Genomic DNA, 22,360 nt, shown 5'->3' with positions numbered 1-22,360 from the left:
CGCCATCACATCCTGAAACGTTTCACGCGACCGCACGGTCCCGGTGCGCAGCCGGCGGCCGTCGCCCAGGAGGCGCTCGTGACCACCGATCCCCGTGCCCGCGCGCTGGACGCGCTGGCCGCCCAGACCATCGAGCTGCCCTCGTGGGCGTTCGGCAACTCGGGCACCCGCTTCAAGGTCTTCGGCCAGCCCGGCGTCGCCCGCGACCCCTTCGAGAAGCTCGAGGACGCCGCCCAGGTGCACCGGTACACCGGCGCGGCGCCGCGGGTGTCGCTGCACATCCCGTGGGACCTGGTCGACGACTTCGGCAAGCTCGCCGCGCACGCCGCCGACCTGGGCGTCCGGATCGGCGCGATCAACTCGAACCTGTTCCAGGACGACGAGTACCGGCTCGGCTCGCTGACCCACCCCGACAAGGCGGTGCGCGACAGGGCGATCGCCCACCACGCCCGCTGCGTGGAGGTCATGCGGCAGACCGGCTCGACCGACCTGAAGCTGTGGCTGCCCGACGGCACCAACTACGCCGGCCAGGACGACCTGCGCGCCCGCCAGGACCGGCTGGCCGACTCGCTGCAGCAGATCTACGCCCTGCTCGACCCGGGCATGCGCCTGCTGCTGGAGTACAAGTTCTACGAGCCGTACTTCTACGCGATGGACATCCCCGACTGGGGCACCTCGCTGGTGCACTGCATGGCCCTCGGCGAGCAGGCGACCGTCGTGCTCGACACCGGACACCACGCGCCGGGGACGAACATCGAGTTCATCGTCATGCAGCTGCTGCGGGTCGGGAAGCTGGGCGCCTTCGACTTCAACTCCCGCTACTACGGCGACGACGACCTGATCGTGGGCTCGGCCGACCCGTTCCAGCTGTTCCGGATCATGAACGAGATCGTCGAGGCCGACGCCCTGCGGCCGGAGTCGCGGGTCAACTTCATGCTCGACCAGTGCCACAACATCGAGCCGAAGATCCCCGGCCAGATCCGCTCGGTGATGAACGTGCAGGAGGCGACCGCCAAGGCGCTGCTGGTCGACCGGGAGGCGCTGCACGAGGCGCAGCGCTCGGGCGACGTCCTCGCCGCCCACGGCGCGCTGATGGACGCCTACAGCACCGACGTCCGCCCCCTGCTGGCGGAGCTGCGCGAGTCGAAGGGCCTCGACCCCGACCCGTACGCCGCCTACGCCCGCTCCGGCCACCAGGAGCGGATCGCCCGCGAGCGCGTCGGCGGCCAGCAGGCCGGCTGGGGCGCCTGACGCAGGGCCGCCACCCCCCCGGCGAGATCGGCGATCTCGCACACCTTCGACCCTCCATCCGTGCGAGACCGGCGATCTCGCCGGTCGAGACCCAGGAGCACACACGATGACCAACCCCGTGGTCAGTGAGCTGATCGGCCGGTCCAACCGGCTCGGCGCCGACCCGCGCAACACCAACTACGCCGGCGGCAACACCTCCGCCAAGGGCACCGAGACCGACCCGGTCACCGGGCAGCCGGTCGAGCTGCTCTGGGTGAAGGGCTCGGGCGGCGACCTCGGCACGCTGACGGAGAGCGGCCTCGCCGTCCTCCGCCTGGACCGGCTCCGCTCGCTGGTCGACGTCTACCCGGGCGTCGAGCGCGAGGACGAGATGGTCGCCGCCTTCGACTTCTGCCTGCACGGCCGCGGCGGGGCCGCGCCGTCCATCGACACGGCGATGCACGGCCTGGTGGCCGCCCCGCACGTCGACCACCTGCACCCCGACTCGGGCATCGCGCTGGCGACCGCGGCCGACGGCGAGGCGCTGACCCGCGAGTGCTTCGGCGACCGCGTCGTCTGGGTGCCGTGGCGCCGCCCCGGCTTCCAGCTCGGCCTGGACATCGCCGAGATCAGGGAGAAGAACCCGCAGGCGATCGGCTGCATCCTCGGCGGTCACGGCATCACGGCCTGGGGCGCCACCAGCGAGGAGTGCGAGGCCAACAGCCTCGACATCATCCGGACGGCGGAGCGGTTCCTCGCCGAGCGCGGCCGGCCGCAGCCGTTCGGCGAGCCGCTGCCCGGCTACGAGGCGCTGCCCGACGGCGAGCGCCGGCACCGCGCCGCCGCGCTGGCGCCGGTGGTCCGCGGCCTGGCGTCGACCGACCGACCGCAGGTCGGCCACTTCACCGACGCCGACGTCGTCCTCGACTTCCTGGCCGGCTCCGAGCACCCGCGGCTGGCCGCCCTGGGCACCTCCTGCCCCGACCACTTCCTGCGCACCAAGGTGCGCCCGCTGGTGGTCGACCTGCCGGCCACCGCGCCGCTGGCCGACGTCGTCGCGCGGCTGAAGGAGCTGCACGAGGAGTACCGCGCCGAGTACGCCGCCTACTACCAGCGGCACGCCACCCCCGACTCCCCCGCGATGCGCGGCGCCGACCCGGCCATCGTGCTGGTGCCCGGCGTGGGCATGTTCAGCTTCGGCAAGGACAAGCAGACCGCCCGCGTGGCCGGCGAGTTCTACGTCAACGCGATCAACGTCATGCGCGGCGCCGAGGCGGTCTCCACCTACGCGCCGATCGACGAGAGCGAGAAGTTCCGCATCGAGTACTGGGCGCTGGAGGAGGCCAAGCTCCAGCGGATGCCGAAGCCGAAGCCGCTGGCCACCCGGGTCGCCCTGGTCACCGGTGCGGCGAGCGGCATCGGCAAGGCCATCGCGCACCGGCTGGCCCGCGAGGGTGCCTGCGTCGTCGTCGCCGACCTCGACGAGGACAAGGCCCGGGCGGCGGCCGAGGAGATCGGCAGCCCCGACGTCGCGGTCGGCGTGGCCGCCGACGTGAGCGACGCCGAGGCCGTGGCCGAGGCGTTCCGCACGGCGGTGCTCGCCTTCGGCGGCGTCGACCTGGTCGTCAACAACGCCGGCCTGTCGATCTCCAAGCCGCTGCTGGAGACCACCGAGCAGGACTGGGACCTGCAGCACGACGTGATGGCCAAGGGCAGCTTCCTGGTCTCCCGCGAGGCGGCCCGGATCATGATCGAGCAGGGGATGGGCGGCGACCTCGTCTACATCTCCAGCAAGAACTCGCTGTTCGCCGGCCCGAACAACGTCGCCTACGGCGCCACCAAGGCCGACCAGGCGCACCAGGTCCGGCTGCTGGCCGCCGAGCTGGGCGAGCACCAGATCCGGGTCAACGGCATCAACCCCGACGGCGTCGTCCGCGGGTCGGGGATCTTCGCCGGCGGCTGGGGCGCCTCGCGCGCCGCGGTCTACGGGGTGCCGGAGGAGAAGCTCGGCGAGTTCTACGCCCAGCGCACCCTGCTCAAGCGCGAGGTGCTGCCCGAGCACGTGGCCGACGCCGTCTTCGCGCTCACCGGCGGCGACCTCACCCGGACGACCGGCCTGCACGTCCCGGTGGACAGCGGCGTGGCGGCGGCGTTCCTCCGGTGACGCAACGGGAGCTGACCCTCGCGGCCGTCGACCTGGGCGCGTCCAGCGGCCGGGTGATGGCCGCGCGGGTCGGCCCCGGCCGGCTCGACCTGCGCGAGGTCAACCGCTTCGCCAACCGCCCGGTGCGGATCGGCGGCACGCTGCACTGGGACGTGCTCGCCCTCCACGGCGGCATCCTCGACGGGCTGCGGGCGGCCGGGCGCGAGTCCGGCGGTGGGCTCGACGGCGTGGGCATCGACAGCTGGGCCGTCGACTTCGGCCTGCTCGACGCCGACGGCGCGCTGCTCGGCAACCCCGTCCACTACCGCGACGCCCGGCACGAGACGGCGGTGCCCGCGGTGCACGCCGCCGTCGACCCGGCCGCGCTCTACCGGGTCAACGGGCTGCAGCACCTGCCGTTCAACACCGTCTTCCAGCTGGTCGCGGCCCGGCGGACCGCCCAGTTCGCCGCGGCGCGGCGGATGCTGCTGGTCCCCGACCTGCTGGCGTACTGGCTCACCGGCGAGGTCGGCGCCGAGGTCACCAACGCCTCGACCACCGGGCTGCTCGACGCCACCACCCGCGAGTGGGCCGACGACCTCGTCCTGCGCCTGGGGCTCCCCCGCGAGCTCCTGCCGCCGCTGTGGCGGCCGGGGGAGCGCATCGGGCAGCTGCTGCCGGAGGTCCTGACCGAGACCGGGCTGGCCGGCCCGGTGCCGGTGACCGCCGTGGGCTCGCACGACACCGCCTCGGCCGTCGTCGGGGTCCCCGCCGGGGGCGACCGGTTCGCCTACGTCTCCTGCGGCACGTGGTCGCTGGTGGGCGTGGAGCTGGAGAAGCCGGTGCTCACCGAGGCCGGCCGCGCGGCCGGGTTCACCAACGAGCTCGGGGTGGACGGCACGGTCCGCCACCTGCGCAACGTCATGGGCCTGTGGCTGCTCCAGGAGTCGCTGCGCACCTGGGCCGCCGCCGGGCTGCCGGCCGACCTGCCGGAGCTGCTGCACGCCGCGGCCCGGGTGCCGGCGTTCACCGCCCTCGTCGACCCCGACGACCCGCGCTTCCTGCCGCCGGGCGACATGCCCGCGCGGATCGCGGCGTTCTGCGCCGAGACCGGGCAGACCCCGCCGCAGAGCCAGGCCGAGACGGTCCGCTGCATCCTCGACAGCCTGGCGCTGGCCTACCGCCGGGTGGTCCGCACCGCCGCCGAGCTGTCGGGGCGGGATGTCGAGGTGGTGCACCTGGTCGGCGGGGGGGTGCGCAACGCCCTGCTGTGCCAGCTCACCGCCGACGCGTGCGGGCTGCCGGTCGTCGCCGGCCCGGTGGAGGCCGCGGCGCTGGGCAACGCGCTGGTGCAGGCGCGGGCCGGGGGAGCGGTCGCCGGCGGGCTCGCCGAGCTGCGCGCGCTGCTGCGGGCCACCCAGGAGGTGCGCACGTACGCGCCGACCCCGGGCGCGGAGGCCGGCTGGGCCGCTGCCGAGGAGCGCGTCAAGCCCTAGGGTCGGCGCATGATCGGGCGGGCGCCGTTCGGCGCGACCGGGCACCAGTCCAGCCGGGTGGTCTTCGGCGCCGCGGCGCTGGCCCGCGGGCCGAAGGCCGACGCCGACCGCGCCCTCGACGTCCTGCTCGCGCACGGCGTCAACCACATCGACGTCGCGGCCAGCTACGGCGACGCCGAGCTGCGGATCGCGCCGTGGCTCAAGCGCAACCCGGGCACCTTCTTCCTGGCCACGAAGACCGAGAAGAGGGGCTACCGCGAGGCGCGGGAGTCGATCCACCGCTCGCTGGACCGGCTCGGCGTCGACTCGGTCGACGTGATCCAGCTGCACAACCTGGTCGACGTCATCGAGTGGGAGGTCGCCCTGGGGGCCGGAGGGGCGCTCGAGGCGGCCGTCGAGGCGCGCGAGGAGGGGCTGGTGCGCTTCATCGGCGTCACCGGGCACGGCCTGTCGGTGCCCGAGATGCACCGCCGCAGCCTCGACCGCTTCCCGTTCGACTCGGTCCTCTGCCCCTACAACTGGGTGCAGATGCAGGACGAGCGCTACGCCGACCGCTTCGAGGCGCTCGCCGCCGTCTGCGCCGAGCGGGGCGTCGCGCTGCAGACGATCAAGAGCCTGGCGCGGCGGCGGTGGGACGGCCGGGCGGCCACCGCCGCCACCTGGTACGAGCCGCTGCGCGCGCAGGCCGACGTCGACCTCGCCGTGCACTGGGTGCTCGGCCGGCCGGAGGCCTTCCTGCTCACCACGGGCGACGTCGAGCTCCTGCCGCGGCTGCTCGACGCCGCCGAGCGGTTCGAGCGCCGTCCCGGGGACGACGAGATGGCCGCGCTGGCGTCCCGGACCGAGGCGGCGCCGCTGTTCGTCTGACCGGCGTCCCCACCGCTCAGCCGAGCCAGCCGCGCCGGCGCAGCTCCCCGGTCAGCCGCCGGTAGCCCTCGTCCAGCGGACCGGTCTGCCGGGGGTCGGGGTCGACCACGGCCGCCGGGACCACCAGCCGGTCGGCCGCGGCGGCGACCGGCTCCCCGGCCCGCGCGGCGGCGGCCAGGACGGCGGCGCCGAAGGCACTGGAGGGCTGCGCCGGCACGGTGACCGGGCGGGCGAGGGCGCTGGCGCGGATCGTCGTCCAGACGGCGGAGCGGGTGCCGCCGCCGGCGACGCGGTGGTCGGTGGAGGCGACGCCCAGCGCGGCCAGGCGCTCCAGCCCGAGCCGCTCGACGAGGGCCACGGCGTCGAGCAGGGCGCGGTGCCGCTCGGCCGGCGCGGGCGTGCCCGGGCCGGTGAGGAAGCCGGTGGCGTCCGGCCGGGCGAAGGGGAAGCGCTCGCCGGTGCCGGGCAGCGGGTAGGCCGTCCACGGCGACGGGCCGAGCCGGGCGGCGGCGGCGTCGGCGGCTGCCAGGTCGACGTCGGCGCCGAGCACCCCGGCGCCGGTGTTCGAGGCGCCGCCGGGCCACCAGGCGCCGTCCGGGGCCAGGTGCGAGTAGACCGCGCCGCCGAAGCCCGTGACCTCGTGGTCCGCGACCCCCTTGAGCACCAGCGTCGTGCCCAGCACCCCGGTCGTCCGGCCCGGGACGACGGCGCCGGTGGCCAGCTGCGCCGTGCAGCCGTCGGTCATGCCGGCGACCACCCGCACCCCGGCGGGCAGCCCCACGTCGGCCGCGGCGGCGGCGCGGACCTCGCCGACGTCGGTGCCGGGGCGGACCAGTTCGGGCAGCGCGCCGGCGGGGATCCCGGCCGCGGCCAGGAGGTCGAGCGGCCAGCGGGCGGCGACCGGGTCGATGCCGGCCTTGAGCGCGTGCGACGTGTCGGTGACCAGCCGCCCGGTCAGGTCGGCGACGACGAGGTCGGGCACGTGCAGGTAGCGGGCGCCGGGGCGCTCGGCGGCCAGCCAGGCCAGCCGGTGCAGGGTCGGGGCGCCCGGAGCCGGGAGCAGCCCGGCGCCGCGCCGGTCGGCGTAGAGCAGCACCGGCCCGGCCGGCGCCCCGTCGGCGCCGGCCGGGACGACGCTGCCCGAGGTGGCCGTGACGGCGAGCGCGCCGACGTCCGCGGCCCGGCGGCCCAGCGCGGTGGTGACCGCCCGCAGGACGGCCCGGGCGACCGCCGCGTGCACCGGCGGCTGCTCCTGCTGCCCCGGGCCGGGCACCGACGGGGCGGGCAGCGGCGCGGCGGCGCGGCCGACGACCGCGCCCGTGCCCGCGTCGACCGCCAGCACGCGCACGTCGGCCGTGGCGAGGTCGACGCCGAGGACGAGGCTCTGGTCGCTCACGGGTGCCCGCTCACGGGCGCGCGGCCAGCGGCAGCAGGACGTCGGCCAGCCCGATGAGGTCGCGCACCGCCAGGTCGGGCTCGGCCAGCTGCGCGGGCGTGGGCTCGTCGGGCGCCTCGCCGCGCAGCACCCACACGGTGCCCAGGCCCAGGGCGGCCGCCGGGCGCACGTCGGTGTCCAGCCGGTTGCCGACGTGCACCGCCTCCCCCGGGGCGCAGCCGGCCTGCGCCAGGCACCACCGGAACAGCTCCGGGCTCGGCTTCTCGTGGCCGACCAGGGCCGAGACCCCCCACACGTCGACGAACGGCGCGACGCCGTCGCGGGTGAGCGCGTCGACCACACCGGCCTCCTGGTTGGCCAGCACGCCCACCACCACCCGCCCGGCCAGCGCCCGCAGCAGCGGCAGCACGTCGGGCTGGAGCGTGCCGGGCGGGTGCACCCAGTGCTGCCGCGTGCGCTCGTGCAGCGCGCCGCGCAGGCCGGCGTCGCCGAGCAGCTCGGTGGCGAGCGCCGTGCGCAGCGACCCACCCTGCCGGGCCCGCACCGCGTCGTACACGCGCCGGACCACGACGCGGTCCGCCGGGCCGCGGCCCTGCTCGGCGCGCAGCTCGTCGAGCGCCCGCAGCACCGCGGTGAGGTAGTTCCCGTCGTCGTACACCGGGCCGCCGACGTCGAGGAACACCGCCCGCAGCGTCCGCGGCAGGGTCACGCCGGGCTGCCGCTGAGCCGGGCCCGCCGCTCGACGACGTCCTCCCGGGTGAAGAACTCGTCCACCTTCGCGGTGTCCAGGGGCACCACCCCGCCCACCGAGTACGCGGCCACCCGCACCTGCGCGCCCTTGACCGCCATCTCCGAGGCGGCCTCGACGCCCGCCGGCGTCGGGGCGTTGACCACGATGCCGTGGTTGCCCAGCAGCACCAGCGTCGGCAGCTCGCCGTGCTCGCCGACGTGGCGCTCCAGCGCCCGCAGGTAGAGCCGGCCCAGGTCGATCCCGGGAGTGGCGTACGGCACGTACAGCGGCCGGCCGATGACCACGGCCTCGTCGGAGTACACGTGCCGGTCCCAGGCGGTGGGCCCGTGCACGCTGGCCAGCAGCCCCACCACCGCGGTCGGGTGCGTGTGCCCGACGAACGCGGTGGGGGCGAACGCCTGCGCGGCCACGTGCACCAGCGTCTCGATCGAGGCCCGCCGCCGCCGGCCCCCCTGCTCCCCGGCGTCGAGGGCCGCGGTGAGGTCGGCCTGCGTGGCGGTCGGCGAGCGCATCAGCTCCACCAGCGGGTCGACGTCGACGACGACGAAGTCCTCGGCCGTCGCCCCGCGCATCCCCGACCCGGAGGCCTTGACCACCACCCGGCCGTCGGGCAGGAGGGCGGAGGTGTTGCCCTCGGCGAGGATCACGAGGTCGCGCTCCCGCTCGCCGAGCGAGCGGGTGAGCGCGACCAGGTCGTCCGAGACGACCGAGGGGTCCCAGACGGCGGTCATCCGGTGCTGCCGTACCGGCGCTGGGTCAGCCCGTTGAGCAGCGCGGCGAAGATGAGGACGACGCCGAGAGCGAACAGCTGGAGCTGCGAGCCGGCGTTGCCCGGCACCGCGAGCAGGATCCCCGCGTTGAGCCACACCACCAGCAGCGTGGCCAGGACGACGCCCGCGACCCGGCCGATGCCGCCGGTGATGGCGACGCCGCCGAGGACGGCGATGGTGATCGCGGGCAGCGCCATGCCGCTGCCGGCGACGCCGGCGTCGGGCCGGGCGGAGGCGAACTGGGCCACCGTGACCACCGCGACCAGGCCCGAGATCAGCCCGGCGGTGGCGTAGGCGGTGAAGCGCGTGCGCCGGACGTCGATGCCCGACCACTCCGCGGCGACGTCGTTGGTGCCGATGGCGTAGAGCCGCCGGCCGTACGTCGTGCGGTTGAGCAGCAGCCAGATGACCACCGCGGTGGGCAGCAGGAAGGTGAGCGTGCCCAGCGGCACCTGCAGCGGGTCGTCGCCGCCGCCGACGGGGATGGAGCGGGCGGCGGAGAAGAAGTCCTGGATCGGCTGCGTGCTGATCGGCTGCTGGTCGTTGATGACGATCGCGATCGACGAGAAGGCGTAGTAGGTCGCCAGCGTGGTGATCAGCGCCGGGTAGCCGATGTAGGCGACCAGGAAGCCGTTGACCGCGCCGCAGAGCCACCCGAACGCCGCCGCGAGGAGGATCGAGGCCCACAGCGGCCAGCCCCACTCCCCGTAGGCGAAGCCGAACACCATGCTGGTGAGCGAGACGATCGCGCCGACCGACAGGTCGATGCCGCCCCGGCCGGAGGTGATGACCAGCAGCTCGGCCAGGCCCAGCATGACCAGCGGCACGGCGCTGATGAGGCTGCTGGACATGTAGCCGGCGTCGTAGGGCGCGGTGAGGTAGTTGCGCTGGGACAGCGTCACGAAGGTGACGACCACCGCCACGATGAGCACCAGCAGCAGCACGATGCGCTGGGTGAGCAGCGCCCGCAGCGCCGCGGCGCCGATCTGGCGGATCCGCGACGGGGGCGCGCCGCCGTCCTCCGTCGCGGGTGCCGGGGGAGGGGGGGAGACCGCGGTGCTCATGTGGTCCTCCTCGCGCGCCGCTCCCGGAGCAGGTCCGCTCCGACGGCGATCAGGATCAGGATGCCGACGAACAGGCTGGACAGCTGCGACCGCCAGCCCAGCTGGGTCACCCCGGAGGTGACCGTCTGCACGAGCAGGGCGCCGAGCACGGTGCCGAGCACCGAGCCTCGGCCGCCCATGATCGAGGTGCCGCCGATGACGACCGCCGCGATCGCGGCGAGCTCCATCCCGGCGCCCACGTTCGGCGCCAGGGTGGAGGTGCCGCGGGCGATCACGAAGCAGGCGGCCAGGCCGGTGAGCAGTCCGGTGAGGACGTAGGCCGAGAGGACCCGTCGCTGCACCTTCACGCCGGCGAGGCGGGCGGCGTCGGCGTCGCCGCCGATGGCGTACAGGTGGCGCCCGCCGGCCGTGTGCCGCAGGTAGTACCAGGCGAGCGCCGCGATGAGCAGCATGATCACGAAGCTGTGCGGCACGCCCAGCGTGCGCCCGGCCTCGCCGCGCCCGAAGAAGGCCAGCGTGCCGGGGATGTTGTCGACCGTCGTGCCGCCGAACAGCTGCAGCCCGAGCCACCGGAACAGGTTGGCGGTGCCGAAGGTGATGATGATCGCGTGCACCCGCCCGTAGGCGATGAGCACGCCGTTGACCAGCCCCAGCACGCCGCCCAGCACCACCGACAACAGGACGGCGACCAGGAGCGGGACGCCCGAGTCGACCATCGCCTTGGCCACGACGACGGCGCAGACCATCACGATGCCGGCCACCGAGACGTCGATGCCGCCGGTGATGATGATGACCGTCATGCCGATGCCGATCAGCGCGACCGGCGCCATGGCGACCAGCAGCGGGACGATCGAGCCCTCGGTGAGGAACGCCGGCGTCGAGAACGCCAGCGCCACCCACAGCAGCGCGATCACGACGATCAGCACGATCTCCTGACCGGTGATCGGGAACGGCAGCACCCGCCCGCGCTCCTTGGCGGTGTGCGCCTCGGCCCCGCCGGGCGGCGCCCCGCCGGGCGGGGTGAGGGTCGGTGTGCTCATGCCGCCTCCTCCTGCTCGACCGCGCCCGCGGCGGCGGCCAGGACGTCGGCCTGGCTCGCCCCGGGGCCGAACTCGACCGTCGTGGTCCCCGCCCGCACGACCTGCAGCCGGTCGGACACCCGGATGGCCTCCGGCAGGTCGGAGGTGACGATGAGGACGGCGGTCCCCTCGTCGGCCAGCGATCGGACGATCTTGTGGATCTCCTCCTTGGCGCCGACGTCGACGCCCTGCGTGGGCTCGGCCAGCACCAGCACCTTGGGCCGCTCCACCAGCTGCCGGGCGAGCACGACCTTCTGGGCGTTGCCGCCGGACATCGCCGACACCGGCTGGCGCTCCGACGGCGTCTTGACCGACAGCCGCTGGATGAAGTCGCGGGCCACCTGGCGCTCGCGCCGGCGGTCCATCCACAGCCGCAGCTTCGACAGCAGCGGCAGGTGGCCGGCCGAGATGTTGAAGGCGATGGACTGGAAGCTGAACAGGCCCTGCAGCTTGCGGTTGGCCGGCAGCAGCGCGATCCCGAGCCGCTTGGCCGCCCGCGGGGACGACGGCGCCACCGGCCGGCCGTCGAGGAGGATCCGGCCGGTGTCGGCCCGGCGCATCCCGTACACGGTCTCGGCGATCTCGGCCGCTCCGCAGCCGACCAGGCCGTAGAGCGTCACGATCTCGCCCGGCCGGACGGCGACGTCGACGTCGGCGTACTCCCCTTCCAGGCCCAGCCCCTCCAGCACCAGGCGGGGCGGGGCGTCGGGCACGGTGTGCTGGGGCGGGGTGTCCTCGAGGATGCCGCCGACCATGAGCTCGACGACCTTGCGGACGGAGAGCTCTCCGATCGGCCAGGTGCCGAGCGTCTGCCCGTCGCGCATGACGGTGACCTCGTCGGCGATGACGAACAGCTCGTCGAGCCGGTGGGAGATGTAGATGATCGCGACGCCGGCGGCGGCCAGTCGCCGGACGACGCCGAAGAGCACCTCGATCTCGGCGTCGGTGAGGATCGCCGAGGGCTCGTCGAGGATGAGCACCTTCGCGTCGCCGACGAGGGCCTTGGCGATCGAGACCTGCTGCTGCTCGGCGATCGACAGGTCGCTGACCGGGACCGTCGCGTACCGGCGGGGGAGGCCGATGAGCTCGAGCAGCTCGACGACCTTGGCGTTCTGCGCCGCCCAGTCGACCTTGCCGCGGCGGGTGATCTCGCGGCCGGTGAAGACGTTCTCGGCGACGGTGAGGTCGGGGAAGAGCTGGGGCTCCTGGTAGACGGTGGCGATGCCGAGGCGGATCGCGTCGGCCGTGCCGGAGATGGTCACCGGCGCGCCGTCGAAGGTGATCTCGCCGGTGTCGGCGGTCGCCGCCCCGGAGAGGATCTTGATCAGGGTGGACTTGCCGGCGCCGTTCTCACCCACCAGCGCGTGGACGCTGCCGGCGCGGACGGTCATGTCGGCGTTGCGGATGGCGCGGACGGCGCCGTAGCGCTTCGACACGCCGCGGACGGCGAGCCGCTCGGCTCCGGGCCCGGCCGGCCGGTCGGCCGCGGCGGCCCCGGCACCGGGCGTCTGGGTCTCGCTCATGGTCTCCTCGCTGCGGCCGGTGGCCGGGGACCCGGGGAGGGCCGGCGGCGGGCCGGCCCTCCCCGGGGCCGCGGGTCAGTAGTCGTAGTCGCCAGCGTTCTCCGCCGTGATGCGCAGCGGCGGGCCGAGGAGCAGCGTCTTCGTCTCCTCGTCGTACTCGACCTCGGGCAGGTCGGCGCTGACCTCGTTGGTCGCGGCGAACTCCTCGCCGTTGGCGAGCTGCACCCCGGCCCAGGCGGTCAGGTAGCCCAGCGCCTCGACGTCCCACAGGATGCTCGCGCTGGACGAGCCGTCCTCCAGGTACGGCAGCATCGACTGCGGCGTGCCGAGGCCGACGGTGAAGACCTGGCCGATCTTGCCGGCGTCGCGGACGGCCTGGGCCACGCCGGGCGCCGAGGAGGTGCACTCACCGACCAGCCCGGTGAGGTCCGGGTGGGCGTTCATGAGGTCGGTGGCCATCTGGGTGGCCATCGCCTGGTCCTCGCCGGCGTAGACGATGTCGACGATCTCGGCCTCCGGGTACTTCTCGGCGGTGTAGGCCTGCTGCACCTCGATCCAGGAGTTGAGGTTCTCGGCGGTCTGGCCGCAGGAGACGATGGCGTACCTGCCGCTGCCGCCCATGGCCTCGAGCAGCGCGTCGGTCAGGGCCTGGCCGATGCCCTCGGTGGACGCCTGGTTGACGAACACCTCGCGGACCGAGTCGGGGGCGTCGGTGTCGGAGGTGGCCACCGAGATGCCGGCGTCGGCGGCCTGCTGCAGCAGCGGGGCCATCGAGTCGGGGTCGTTCGGCGCCACGATGAGCGCGTCGACGCCCTGCTGGATGTAGGACCGCACGATGTCGGCCTGGGCGGCCGGGTCGGCCTCCACGGGGCCCTGGTAGAGCCAGGTGCAGCCGAGCTCCTCGCAGGCCTGCTGGCCGCCGGTGTTCATCGCCTCGAAGTACGGGATGCCCTGCAGCTTGGGCACGAAGGCGACGGTGACGTCGCCGCCGCCGCCCTCCGAGCCGCCGCCGCCGTCGTCCCCGCCCGCCGAGCCGCCGCTGCCCTCACCGCAGGCGGTCAGGATCAGCGCGGCCGACAGGCCCAGGGCGCCGGCCATCCGCGTGGTGCGTGTCTTCCTCATCGGTCACCTCTCGGGCTGGGGGGTGGGTTCCCCCGTGGTGCCACCGGGCTCGGCGAGCCGGTGCAGTTCGGGTGGTGCGCGCGGGTCAGATGGGGAGCAACCCCCGCTGCCGGTCGTCGTCGCGGGCCATCTCCCGCAGCCGGGCCGCGGCCTGCGCCCAGCGCTCGTCGGGGCGCGGGACGAAGGTCCGGACGTCGGCGGCCCGCGCCACGACGGCGCGGACGTCCGCCGGCCCGCCCAGCTCGCCGAGCGCCGCGAGCTGGGCGGCCGCGTTGCCGAGCGAGGTGGCCTCCACCGGGCCGCAGTGCACCGGCAGCCCGGTGGCGTCGGCGGTGGCCTGGGCGAGCAGCTCGTTGCGGGCGCCGCCGCCGGTCACCGAGACGGCGGGCGGCGGCGTGCCCGTGACGGCGGCGATGTCCTCGGCGGCCACCCGGTAGCTGAGGGCCAGCGAGTCCACCACGCAGCGGGTGATCGCGGCGGGCGTGCCGGGCACCGCCTGACCGGTGCGGCGGCAGTAGTCCCGCACCCGGGCGGGCATGTCGCCGCGGCCGAGGAACTGGCGGGCGTTGGGGTTGACCACGCTGCGCAGGGCGGGCTCCCGGCCGGCGAGCGCGGTCAGGTCGGCGTAGGTGAGCGCGAGCCCGGCCTCCGCCCAGGCCCGCCGGCACTCCTGGAGCAGCCACAGCCCCATCACGTTGCGCAGCAGCCGGGTCGTGCCGGCGTACCCGCCCTCGTTGGTCAGGTTGAGGTGCAGCGACGCGTCGGTGACCACGGGGGCGGGCAGCTCCACGCCGACCAGCGACCACGTGCCCGAGGAGACGAACAGCGAGCCGGGCTCGGCGAAGGGCGTGGCCAGGACGGCGCTGGCGGTGTCGTGCCCGGCCGGCGCGACGACCCGGGTGCCGGCCAGCGGCCCGTCGCCGAGCGGGCCGAGGACCCGGCCCAGGTCGGTCCCGGCCGGCACCACCTCCGGGAACAGCCGGGACGGGATGCCGAGCTCCTCGGCCAGCTCGCGGACCCAGCGGCCGGTGGCGACGTCGTAGAGGCCGCTGGTCGAGGCGGCGGTCACCTCGGTGACCCGGCTGCCCGCGAGCAGGTGGTGCACGACGTCGGGGAGCATCAGCAGGGTGGCCGCGCGGTCCAGGCGGTGGGTGGTCCGGGCGTCGGAGAGCAGCGCGAACACCGTGTTGATCTCGTTGAGCTGGACGCCCGTGGCGCGGTAGAGGCGCTCCCGGCCCACCAGGGCCAGCGCCTCCTCCATGGCCGGCACCTGCCGCGGGTCGCGGTAGCAGGTGGGCCGGTCCACCAGGGCGCCGTCGGCGTCGAGCAGGCCGTAGTCGACGCCCCAGGCGTCCACCCCGACCGAGGCCACGGGACCGTCCGCGCCCAGCGCGGCCAGCCCGCCGGTGATCTCCCGGACCAGCAGGTCCAGGTCCCACCGCAGGATCCCGTCCACGGCGTCCGGGGCGTGCGGGAACCGGGCGACCTCCCGGACGTCGATGCGCGCGCCGTCGAAGTCGGCCCGCACCACCCGGCCGCTCTCGGCGCCCAGGTCGACCGCGGCCACGGTGCGCACCGCGGTCACCGCCGGTCCTCCGGGACGTCGACGAGGTGGACCCGGGTGCCGGCCTGCTCGAGCGCCGCGACGACGGCGGGGTCGGCCCCGCGGTCGGTGTAGAGGCCGGTCAGCTCCGGCGGCGGCACCACCGGGTGCAGCGAGAAGGCGCCGAACTTGCCCGACTCGACCAGGGCGTACAGCTCGCGCGCGTGGGCGGCGAAGTACTGCTTGGCCTGCGCCTCCTCCAGCGCCATGTCGAGCAGGCCGCGCTCGGCCGAGACGGCGTGCGCGCCGATGAAGGCCTTGTCGATGCGGCCCCGGCCGGCCAGCACGTCGCCGAGCATGCCGACCATCGAGCGGGCCGACCGCCGCACGATGCCGCCGGGCACCAGCACGGTGGCCTCGGAGCGCTCGGAGAAGAGCGTCGCCGTCGGCATGCTGTTGGTGATCACGACCAGGGAGCGGCGGTCGAGCAGCTCCTGGGCCAGGTAGTGGCAGCTGGTGGAGGAGTCCAGCGCGATGACGTCGCCGTCGCCGACCAGCGGCGCGACCGCCTGGGCGACGGCCACCTTCTGGGCCCGCCGCACGCGCAGCCGCGTCTCGAACGACCCCTCGTCGACGACCGGCGCGGCGACGGCCCCGCCGCGGACCCGGCGCAGCACCGCCCGCTGCTCGAGGGCGTCGAGGTCCTTGCGGATCGTGACCGTGGAGACCTCGAGGCGCTGCGCGAGCTCGTTGACCTCCACCCGGCCGGTGGCGCCCAGCGCGGAGAGGATCGCCTCCGACCGCGCGTGCTCGTCGAGCGAGGGCAGCGGGACCACCCCCTCCGTCGACGGGCCTGTGACCGGAGCCACATGCGCGAGCGAACGTAAGGCCCGCGAAAGCGGGGGTCAAGGCTGCGCAGAGAAGTGAAAGCGCTCGGATTCCGATCGGGAGGTGGTGGCTTTCGGAGGCCCCCGGCGGACCGGTCCGTCCTCGGGGGGCGTCAGTGCGCGAACGCGGGCGCGGAGGACTCCTGCGGCTCGGCCAGCTGCCACGGCCGGACGACGACCACGAGCACGGCGACCGCCAGCAGCAGCGCCGCGACGATCACCTCGCCCATCGCCAGCGCGTCGTTGCCCAGCAGGCCGACCAGAGGGGAGACGGCGGCCCCGACGCCGAACTGCACGGCGCCGAGCAGCGCGGCCGCCGAGCCGGCCGCGTCGCCGTAGCGCGACAGCGCCAGGGCGGGCGCGTTGGGCAGGCCCAGACCCGCGGCGAAGAGGATCGCCCACAGGGGCGCCACGACCGCCGGCAGCCCGCCGGCGCCGGTGGCGGAGAGCACGAGCAGGGCGGCGCCGCCGAGCGCCCCGGCCACGGTCGCGGTGAGCAGGACCTGCGCGGGCGACCAGCGGCGCAGCAGCAGCGGGTTCAGCTGCGTGGCGGCGATCAGCCACACGGCGCCCGCGCCGAAGAGGAGGCCGAACTCCTGCTCGTCGAGGCCGAACTGCCGCTGGTAGACGAACGAGGAGCCGGAGACGTAGGTGAACAGCGCCGCCATGGTGAGGCCGGCGACCACCACGAGCCCCACGTACGCCCGGTCGCGCAGCAGGACCCCGTAGGTCCGCACGGTCCCCGCGACGCCGCCGCTGCGGCGGCGGGCCGGCGGCAGCGTCTCGGGCAGGGCGAGGGCGCCGACGACCAGCAGGACCACGCCGTAGAGGGCCAGGACGGCGAACACCCCGCGCCACGAGGTGAACCGGAGCACCTCGCCGCCGAGGGTGGGCGCCAGCACCGGGGCGACGCCCATGACGAGGAACAGGCGGGAGAGCATCGTGGCCGCCCGCCGCCCGTCGAAGAGGTCGCGGACGACGGCCAGGGCGACCACGCCGGCGGCCGCGGTGCCGACCCCCTGGAGCACCCGCAGCACGGCGAGCGTGGCGAGGTCCGGGGCGACCAGCACCAGCAGCGACGCCACCACGTGCAGGGCGACGCCGGCCAGCAGCGGCTTGCGCCGGCCGAGGGCGTCGGACCACGGCCCGACGACGAGCTGGCCCACCGCCAGACCGACCAGCGTGCCGGTGAGGGTGAGCTGGACGCCCGCCGACGTCGTCCCCAGGTCGGACCGCAGCGCCGGCAGCGCGGGCAGGTACATGTCGATGGTGAGCGGGCCGACGGCCACGAACGCGCCCAGGACCAGCGCGAGCCGGGCGGTGCCGAGGGGGCGGGGAGCGGGGGTGGTCTGCGCGGGGCTCACGCGAGGGCCAAGTCGAGCCGGCGGCGGTTCATTCCGGATCGTTGCGCGGGCCATCGACCCGGCCCCCGCGCGGGCGTCACACGGCGGCGATCTGGATGAGGTTGCCGCAGGTGTCGTCGAAGATCGCCGTCGTCACCGGGCCCATCCGGGTGGGCTCCTGGGTGAAGGTGACGCCGAGGCCCTTGAGCCGGTCGAACTCGGCGTGCACGTCGGCCACCGCGAAGGAGGTGAACGGGATGCCGTCGGCCACCAGGGCCGCCTTGTACGGCCCGACCGCCGGGTGGTCGCTGGGCTCCAGCACCAGCTCGACGCCGTCCGGCTCCTCGGGGGACACCACGGTGATCCACCGGTGCTCCCCGAGCGGGACGTCGTTCTTCTTCACGAAGCCGAGCACGTCGGTGTAGAAGGCCAGCGCCTTTGCCTGGTCGTCCACGTGGATACCGCTCAGGTTGATCCGCACAGGAGTTCCTCTCACTCGATGCGCCACCGCTCGACGATGGCCTTCAGGGGTGAGGTGTCCAGGTCGTGGAACTTGTAGCGCCCCTCGCGCCGCGACCGGACCAGGCCCGCCGCCTCGAGGACCTCCAGGTGCTGGGACACGGCCTGGCGCGTCGAGCTCAACCCGTGCCGGGAGATCAGCCGGTTGATCAGCTCGAACAGCGTCTGACCGCTGCGGTCCTGGAGCTCGTCGAGGATGGCGCGCCGGGTCGGGTCCGCGAGGGCCTTGAACACGTCACCCACGACGGAACGATAGGCAAGTGCACGCTTGCCTGACAAGACCCCGCCGCGAAGCCGCGGCCCCGCCCTCAGGGGTGGCGGTGGGAGGGGTCGCTCTCGGCCGGCGGCGGCACCAGGCCGTCCTCGACCGCGCGCACGTACAGGTCGCGCCGGGTCGGCGCGGGCCGACCCACCTCGGCGTACTTCGCCCGGATCCGGCGCAGGTGCGTCTTGAGCGTCTCGCGGTCCATGCCCAGCTCGCGGGCGACGGTCGGCAGCAGGTCGCTGCCCGACACGTAGGCGACCAGCACCTCCCGCTGCCGCGGGGCCAGACGGGGACGGCGCAGCAGGCCCCCGCGACCGACCTGCAGCTCGCTGCGCAGCACCTCCACCGGGTCGGCGCCCCGCGGCAGGACGACCAGCGAGATGCCCCGCTGGCGCAGCCGGGCCGCCCACGCCTCCGCCGGTGCCGCGGCGAAGACGCAGGCGTCCACCCGGCTGCCCAGGACGAGGAGGACCTCGGCGTCCTCCGCCCAGGCGACCACCTCGGCGCCGGGCACCCGGCGCAGCGACGCGGTCAGGCAGCGCCGGTCGGCGGCGTCGTCGGCCACCACCGCGACCCGGCTCGGTGCGGCGCCCCCGTGCTCCACCACCGTGCTCCTCTCGCCCGATCCCGGTACGGTCTCACCCGTTTCGGGAAGCCGCAGGTGGACGGCGAGTTCCGATACCGCGGGGGCCGGGAGGACGGGTGGCGGGAGGCGCGCCGGCGCACCGGACGGTGTCGCTGCACGAGTGGCACAGCGTCGGGCCCGACGGCCTGCCGGTCCGGCACCGCACCGTGCACGTGCTGCGGGCGCTGCGGTCGGGCGTGACGCGCTACACCTACCGCTTCGACAGCCGGGAGGCGCGCGTCCGGGCGCTCCGCGGGGCGCGGGCCGGCCGGCCGCGCCCGGACGCCGACGGGCTGGTGGCCGTCGACCTCGAGTTCCCCCGCCCGCTGGCCGCGGGGGAGACCGCGTCCTTCGAGTACGAGACGCTCTTCGACTGGCGCTCGGTGCCCGCGCCGGAGGTCCGCCGGGCCATGCGCCAGCGGGTGGAGCGGCTCGACATGCGGGTGGAGTTCTCCCCCGAGCGGCTGCCCGCCCTCCTGGAGTGGGCGGTCTGGGACGGCTTCGGCGCCGGCGCCCGCATCCGGGCCGCGGAGGTGGTGACCCTGGACGGCGAGCACGCCGCCCACCGGTTCGTCGACTCGGCCGAGGGGGTGACGGTCGGCTTCACCTGGACCTGGCCGCCCGGGCGGGAGCCGGTTCCGCCCATCGGGTGACGCGGCTCACGTGGAAGACGTCTGGGACGACTGGCATCGTGTCGGCATGGCAGTGCCGCTCGCCACCGCGCTCACCGAGCGCGGCCGGGGACCGTCTGCCCTCCTCGGGCGCGCCAGCGTCGTCGCGCCCGAGGCCTTCCCCCCGCACCGCTGCCCCCGCCACCGGTTTCGGCCGGGGCGCGCGGGGAAGCACCAGGTCGGACGGCGCCCAGCGCGGTGCGCCGGATGGGGAGGTGCCCGCGTGAAGATCGCCAGGGACGAGCTCGTGCGCATCCTGCGCACCGAGGGGGACAACGACACCGCCGACAGGGCGGAGAGCGCGCTGCCCGACGAGGTGGACACCGACGGGGACGCCGGCGCCCTCGAGTCCATCGGCCTGGACCGCTCCACGCTGCAGGCCAAGCTGGCCGGCGGCGCCCTCGGGGGCACGCTGGCGCCCTGACGCCGCGCTCCGCCCGCCCTCAGCGGCGCGGGCCCAGGCCGACGGCGAGGTCGACCAGCTCGAGCACCACCTCGCCGTCGACGCCGTCGCCCGGGCCGAACTCCAGGTACCGCACGGTGCGCAGCCCCGCGCCGCGCAGCCTGCCCTGCGGGTCGGGCAGCTCCGCGCCGCGCTCGAGCACCAGCCGAACGCGGTCGGCGAGGGGGAACAGGCCGGCCACGTAGCCGGCGGAGGGGTGCCGGTAGTTGAGGCTGTGCCAGCCGTGCCGGACGCGCTCGACCAGGTCCGGTCGGCCCTCGAGCAGGACCTGCCGGAGCTCGAGCGCGGTCCGGGCGACGTCGTCGGTGTGCTCGTCGAGCAGCCGCTGCACCTCGGGAGGGACGGTCACCGGGGGAGTGTGACCGGCCCTCCCGACAGGTTCACCCGCTCCAGGGGCGCTCGCGCGCCAGCTCCTCGCGCGCCACGGAGCGGATGTGCACGGCGTCGGGCCCGTCGACGATGCGCAGCGTGCGGGCGCTGGCCCACATCCGCGCCAGGCGCGTGTCGTCGCTGACGCCGGCCCCGCCGTGGACCTGGATGGCCCGGTCGATCACGTCGAGGCAGACCCGCGGCGCCGCCACCTTGATCGCGGCGATCTCGGTGCGGGCGCCCTTGGCGCCGAACTTGTCGATCAGGTCGGCGGTCTTGAGCACCAGCAGCCGGGCCTGGTCGATCTCGATGCGCGAGAGCGCGATCTGCTCGCGGACGGTGCCCTGCTCGGCCAGCGGCCGGCCGAAGGCGACCCGGTCCTTGGCCCGCTCCACCATCAGCGCGAGCGCGCGCTCGGCCATGCCGATGGCCCGCATGCAGTGGTGGATGCGGCCCGGGCCGAGGCGGGCCTGCGCGATCATGAACCCGTCGCCCTCGCCGGCCAGGATGTTCGACACCGGCACCCGGACGTCGGTGAACCGCAGCTCCGAGTGGCCGTGCTGGTCCTGGTAGCCGAAGACCGGCAAGTGCCGCACGATCTCCAGGCCGGGGGTGTCGCGGGGGACCAGCACCATCGACTGCTGCCGGTGCGCGGGGCCGTCCGGGTCGGTCTTGCCCATGACGATGAAGATCTGGCAGCGCTCGTCGGCGGCGCCCGTCGTCCACCACTTGCGGCCGTTGATGACGTACTCGTCGCCGTCGCGGACGATCGAGGTCTGGATGTTGCGCGCGTCGGAGGACGCGACGTCGGGCTCGGTCATCGCGAAGCCCGAGCGGATCTCGCCCTCGAGCAGCGGGTTCAGCCAGCGCTCCTTCTGCTCGGGCGTGCCGAACAGCATGAGCGTCTCCATGTTGCCGGTGTCGGGCGCCCCGCAGTTGGTGGCCTCGGGCGCGATCACCGGCGACCACCCCATGATCTCGGCGACCGAGGCGTACTCCAGGTTGGACAGCCCCCCGAGCTCGTGGTGGAAGAGGTTCCACAGGCCGCGCTTGCGCGCCTCGGCCTTGAGGTCCTCCAGGACCGGCGGGTGGTCGTGGTTGTCGTGGCCGCGCGCGGCGCGCCACTCGTCGTAGACGGGTTCGGCGGGGAAGACGCTCTCCCGCATGAAGTCCCACATGCGGCCGCAGACGTCCTCGGCGCGTGCCGACAGGGCGAAGTCCATGCCCGGAACGTATCCGCCCCCACCAGGGGTGTCGCGGTGGGGTGGAGGCGGTCAGCGGGGGTCGGGCGGGCCCTCCGGCGGGCGCAGCCGGTCGACGCAGTCGGTGCAGCGGCAGACCGCGATCGGCGCGGCGACGAGCAGGACCACCGCGACGGCGCCGATGACCACGGGGCCGAGCGCCACCGCGGCGAGGAGGACCAGCACCGCGGCGAGCACCCCCGCCGCCATCAGCGCCGGGCCGTGCCGCGGAGCGCCGCGCATCCGCGCCGCCAGACGCGGGTCGTCGTGCTCCAGCGCCTCGTCCAGCGCCCGCAGGACGGGATCGTCGTCCATGGCCGCCGCCCCTCGCCGGGCCGGGACGGGCCGCGTGCTGGCCCGTCGTCGCGTGCGGTTCCCCGTCGTCGGTCGTCCCACACGGCCGGCCCCCGGCGTGTCGCCGGGGACCGGCCGGCCCGTGGGGTCAGGCGCCGACCCGGTGGCCGCCGCCCACCGCGCTGCGCACGGGGCCGAGTGCGATCGCGGCGCCGAGCAGCGCGGTGACCAGGTGGAGGATGTTGTCGGCCCAGTTCAGGGCGAGGAAGTCCCAGGTCTCGCCGACGGCGAACAGGCCGTAGACGAACGCCGCCCCGTAGCCCACGACCAGGACCCAGCCGTAGGTGCGGGCGCCGGAGAGCGACCGGGACAGCACCAGCCCGGCGATGCCGACGACCAGGTGCACGATGTTGTGGAGCGGGTTGACCATGAAGCCGAGGAGCGACTCGCCGGTGTCGGCGGCGAAGTCGTCGAAGCCGGTCACGAAGAACCCGATGATGCCGATGAGCGTGTAGATCGCGCCGATCACGAGCGAGGCCAGCTGCGGCCAGGTCATGCCTCGGGCGGTGGTGCGGTCGGTGGACATCCGTGTCCTCCAGGGGATGCGGTCTGCGCGGTGTTCCCCGCGTCCCCAACGGTCCGCGCCGTGGCCGCGCCGTCAAGGGCTTGCGGAACGACGCGATCCGGTCGTGACCCACA

23 protein-coding genes are annotated in these 22,360 nt (G+C 75.0%); 6 read left to right on the top strand and 17 right to left on the bottom strand.

Annotation, left to right across the window (positions count from 1 at the left end; genetic code table 11):
• Positions 1 to 78 precede the first annotated feature (78 nt).
• From rhaI to ACI78S_RS04340, 4 genes are all read left to right on the top strand, one after another.
• Complete coding sequence (gene rhaI, locus ACI78S_RS04355; RefSeq protein ID WP_456970987.1) at positions 79 to 1,251, top strand: L-rhamnose isomerase; 1,173 nt, start codon at positions 79 to 81, stop codon at positions 1,249 to 1,251.
• A 106-nt stretch (positions 1,252 to 1,357) separates the two neighbouring features.
• Complete coding sequence (locus ACI78S_RS04350) at positions 1,358 to 3,394, top strand: bifunctional aldolase/short-chain dehydrogenase (RefSeq protein WP_456970986.1); 2,037 nt, start codon at positions 1,358 to 1,360, stop codon at positions 3,392 to 3,394.
• Entirely contained in the window at positions 3,391 to 4,869 is a 1,479-nt protein-coding gene (locus ACI78S_RS04345; RefSeq protein ID WP_456970985.1) for a rhamnulokinase, read from the top strand. Before ACI78S_RS04350 ends, ACI78S_RS04345 begins: the two co-directional genes overlap by 4 nt.
• A gap of 9 nt (positions 4,870 to 4,878) precedes the next feature.
• Positions 4,879 to 5,736 carry an aldo/keto reductase gene (locus ACI78S_RS04340; RefSeq protein WP_456970984.1) on the top strand — a complete coding sequence of 286 codons (858 nt, stop codon included), beginning with the start codon at positions 4,879 to 4,881 and terminating at the stop codon, positions 5,734 to 5,736.
• 16 nt (positions 5,737 to 5,752) lie between these two features.
• Here the strand turns inward: ACI78S_RS04340 and ACI78S_RS04335 are convergent, their stop codons facing one another.
• The 13 genes from ACI78S_RS04335 to ACI78S_RS04275 all read right to left on the bottom strand — a co-directional run bounded on the left by ACI78S_RS04335 (position 5,753) and on the right by ACI78S_RS04275 (position 18,605).
• On the bottom strand, positions 5,753 to 7,132 hold the full coding sequence (locus ACI78S_RS04335) for an FGGY-family carbohydrate kinase (protein ID WP_456970983.1): 1,380 nt from the start codon (positions 7,130 to 7,132) through the stop codon (positions 5,753 to 5,755).
• Between the two features lie 10 nt (positions 7,133 to 7,142).
• Positions 7,143 to 7,841, bottom strand: coding sequence for an HAD family hydrolase (locus ACI78S_RS04330; protein WP_456970982.1), 699 nt, complete (start codon positions 7,839 to 7,841; stop codon positions 7,143 to 7,145).
• The gene (locus ACI78S_RS04325) at positions 7,838 to 8,614 is read right to left on the bottom strand and encodes a class II aldolase/adducin family protein (RefSeq protein WP_456970981.1); all 777 of its coding nucleotides are present in this window, start codon (positions 8,612 to 8,614) and stop codon (positions 7,838 to 7,840) included. The genes ACI78S_RS04330 and ACI78S_RS04325 overlap by 4 nt, the downstream gene beginning before the upstream one ends.
• Positions 8,611 to 9,717 (bottom strand): ABC transporter permease, encoded by a 1,107-nt coding sequence (locus tag ACI78S_RS04320; RefSeq protein WP_456970980.1) that lies wholly within the window; start codon positions 9,715 to 9,717, stop codon positions 8,611 to 8,613. Before ACI78S_RS04320 ends, ACI78S_RS04325 begins: the two co-directional genes overlap by 4 nt.
• Entirely contained in the window at positions 9,714 to 10,757 is a 1,044-nt protein-coding gene (locus ACI78S_RS04315) for an ABC transporter permease (RefSeq protein WP_456970979.1), read from the bottom strand. The genes ACI78S_RS04320 and ACI78S_RS04315 overlap by 4 nt, the downstream gene beginning before the upstream one ends.
• Entirely contained in the window at positions 10,754 to 12,319 is a 1,566-nt protein-coding gene (locus tag ACI78S_RS04310; protein WP_456970978.1) for a sugar ABC transporter ATP-binding protein, read from the bottom strand. Before ACI78S_RS04310 ends, ACI78S_RS04315 begins: the two co-directional genes overlap by 4 nt.
• A gap of 75 nt (positions 12,320 to 12,394) precedes the next feature.
• A complete protein-coding gene (locus tag ACI78S_RS04305) occupies positions 12,395 to 13,441 on the bottom strand; it encodes an autoinducer 2 ABC transporter substrate-binding protein (protein ID WP_456970977.1) in 1,047 nt (348 codons plus the stop codon).
• An 85-nt stretch (positions 13,442 to 13,526) separates the two neighbouring features.
• The gene (locus ACI78S_RS04300; protein ID WP_456970976.1) at positions 13,527 to 15,026 is read right to left on the bottom strand and encodes a rhamnulokinase; all 1,500 of its coding nucleotides are present in this window, start codon (positions 15,024 to 15,026) and stop codon (positions 13,527 to 13,529) included.
• Positions 15,023 to 15,820 carry a DeoR/GlpR family DNA-binding transcription regulator gene (locus ACI78S_RS04295; protein WP_456970975.1) on the bottom strand — a complete coding sequence of 266 codons (798 nt, stop codon included), beginning with the start codon at positions 15,818 to 15,820 and terminating at the stop codon, positions 15,023 to 15,025. Before ACI78S_RS04295 ends, ACI78S_RS04300 begins: the two co-directional genes overlap by 4 nt.
• A gap of 164 nt (positions 15,821 to 15,984) precedes the next feature.
• Complete coding sequence (locus ACI78S_RS04290; protein WP_456970974.1) at positions 15,985 to 17,235, bottom strand: multidrug effflux MFS transporter; 1,251 nt, start codon at positions 17,233 to 17,235, stop codon at positions 15,985 to 15,987.
• A 76-nt stretch (positions 17,236 to 17,311) separates the two neighbouring features.
• Complete coding sequence (locus tag ACI78S_RS04285) at positions 17,312 to 17,668, bottom strand: VOC family protein (RefSeq protein WP_456970973.1); 357 nt, start codon at positions 17,666 to 17,668, stop codon at positions 17,312 to 17,314.
• A 38-nt stretch (positions 17,669 to 17,706) separates the two neighbouring features.
• Positions 17,707 to 17,976, bottom strand: a complete 270-nt coding sequence (locus ACI78S_RS04280) for an ArsR/SmtB family transcription factor (protein ID WP_456970972.1) — start codon at positions 17,974 to 17,976, stop codon at positions 17,707 to 17,709.
• Between the two features lie 65 nt (positions 17,977 to 18,041).
• The gene (locus ACI78S_RS04275; protein WP_456970971.1) at positions 18,042 to 18,605 is read right to left on the bottom strand and encodes a hypothetical protein; all 564 of its coding nucleotides are present in this window, start codon (positions 18,603 to 18,605) and stop codon (positions 18,042 to 18,044) included.
• Between the two features lie 95 nt (positions 18,606 to 18,700).
• Between ACI78S_RS04275 and ACI78S_RS04270 the strand changes: the two genes are divergently transcribed.
• Both ACI78S_RS04270 and ACI78S_RS04265 read left to right on the top strand, forming a co-directional pair.
• Positions 18,701 to 19,276 (top strand): hypothetical protein, encoded by a 576-nt coding sequence (locus ACI78S_RS04270; RefSeq protein WP_456970970.1) that lies wholly within the window; start codon positions 18,701 to 18,703, stop codon positions 19,274 to 19,276.
• Between the two features lie 241 nt (positions 19,277 to 19,517).
• Positions 19,518 to 19,718 carry a hypothetical protein gene (locus ACI78S_RS04265; protein WP_456970969.1) on the top strand — a complete coding sequence of 67 codons (201 nt, stop codon included), beginning with the start codon at positions 19,518 to 19,520 and terminating at the stop codon, positions 19,716 to 19,718.
• 19 nt (positions 19,719 to 19,737) lie between these two features.
• Here the strand turns inward: ACI78S_RS04265 and ACI78S_RS04260 are convergent, their stop codons facing one another.
• From ACI78S_RS04260 to ACI78S_RS04245, 4 genes are all read right to left on the bottom strand, one after another.
• Complete coding sequence (locus ACI78S_RS04260) at positions 19,738 to 20,106, bottom strand: hypothetical protein (protein WP_456970968.1); 369 nt, start codon at positions 20,104 to 20,106, stop codon at positions 19,738 to 19,740.
• Between the two features lie 31 nt (positions 20,107 to 20,137).
• A complete protein-coding gene (locus ACI78S_RS04255; protein ID WP_456970967.1) occupies positions 20,138 to 21,349 on the bottom strand; it encodes an acyl-CoA dehydrogenase family protein in 1,212 nt (403 codons plus the stop codon).
• Between the two features lie 51 nt (positions 21,350 to 21,400).
• Positions 21,401 to 21,682: a DUF3040 domain-containing protein gene (locus ACI78S_RS04250; RefSeq protein ID WP_456970966.1), complete on the bottom strand. Its 282-nt coding sequence runs from the start codon at positions 21,680 to 21,682 to the stop codon at positions 21,401 to 21,403.
• Between the two features lie 127 nt (positions 21,683 to 21,809).
• Positions 21,810 to 22,217, bottom strand: a complete 408-nt coding sequence (locus tag ACI78S_RS04245) for a DUF4383 domain-containing protein (RefSeq protein ID WP_456970964.1) — start codon at positions 22,215 to 22,217, stop codon at positions 21,810 to 21,812.
• Positions 22,218 to 22,360: the final 143 nt, after the last annotated feature.

Source organism: Geodermatophilus sp. SYSU D00815, from assembly GCF_054050035.1.
This window is presented reverse-complemented; position numbering and strand designations above follow the sequence as displayed.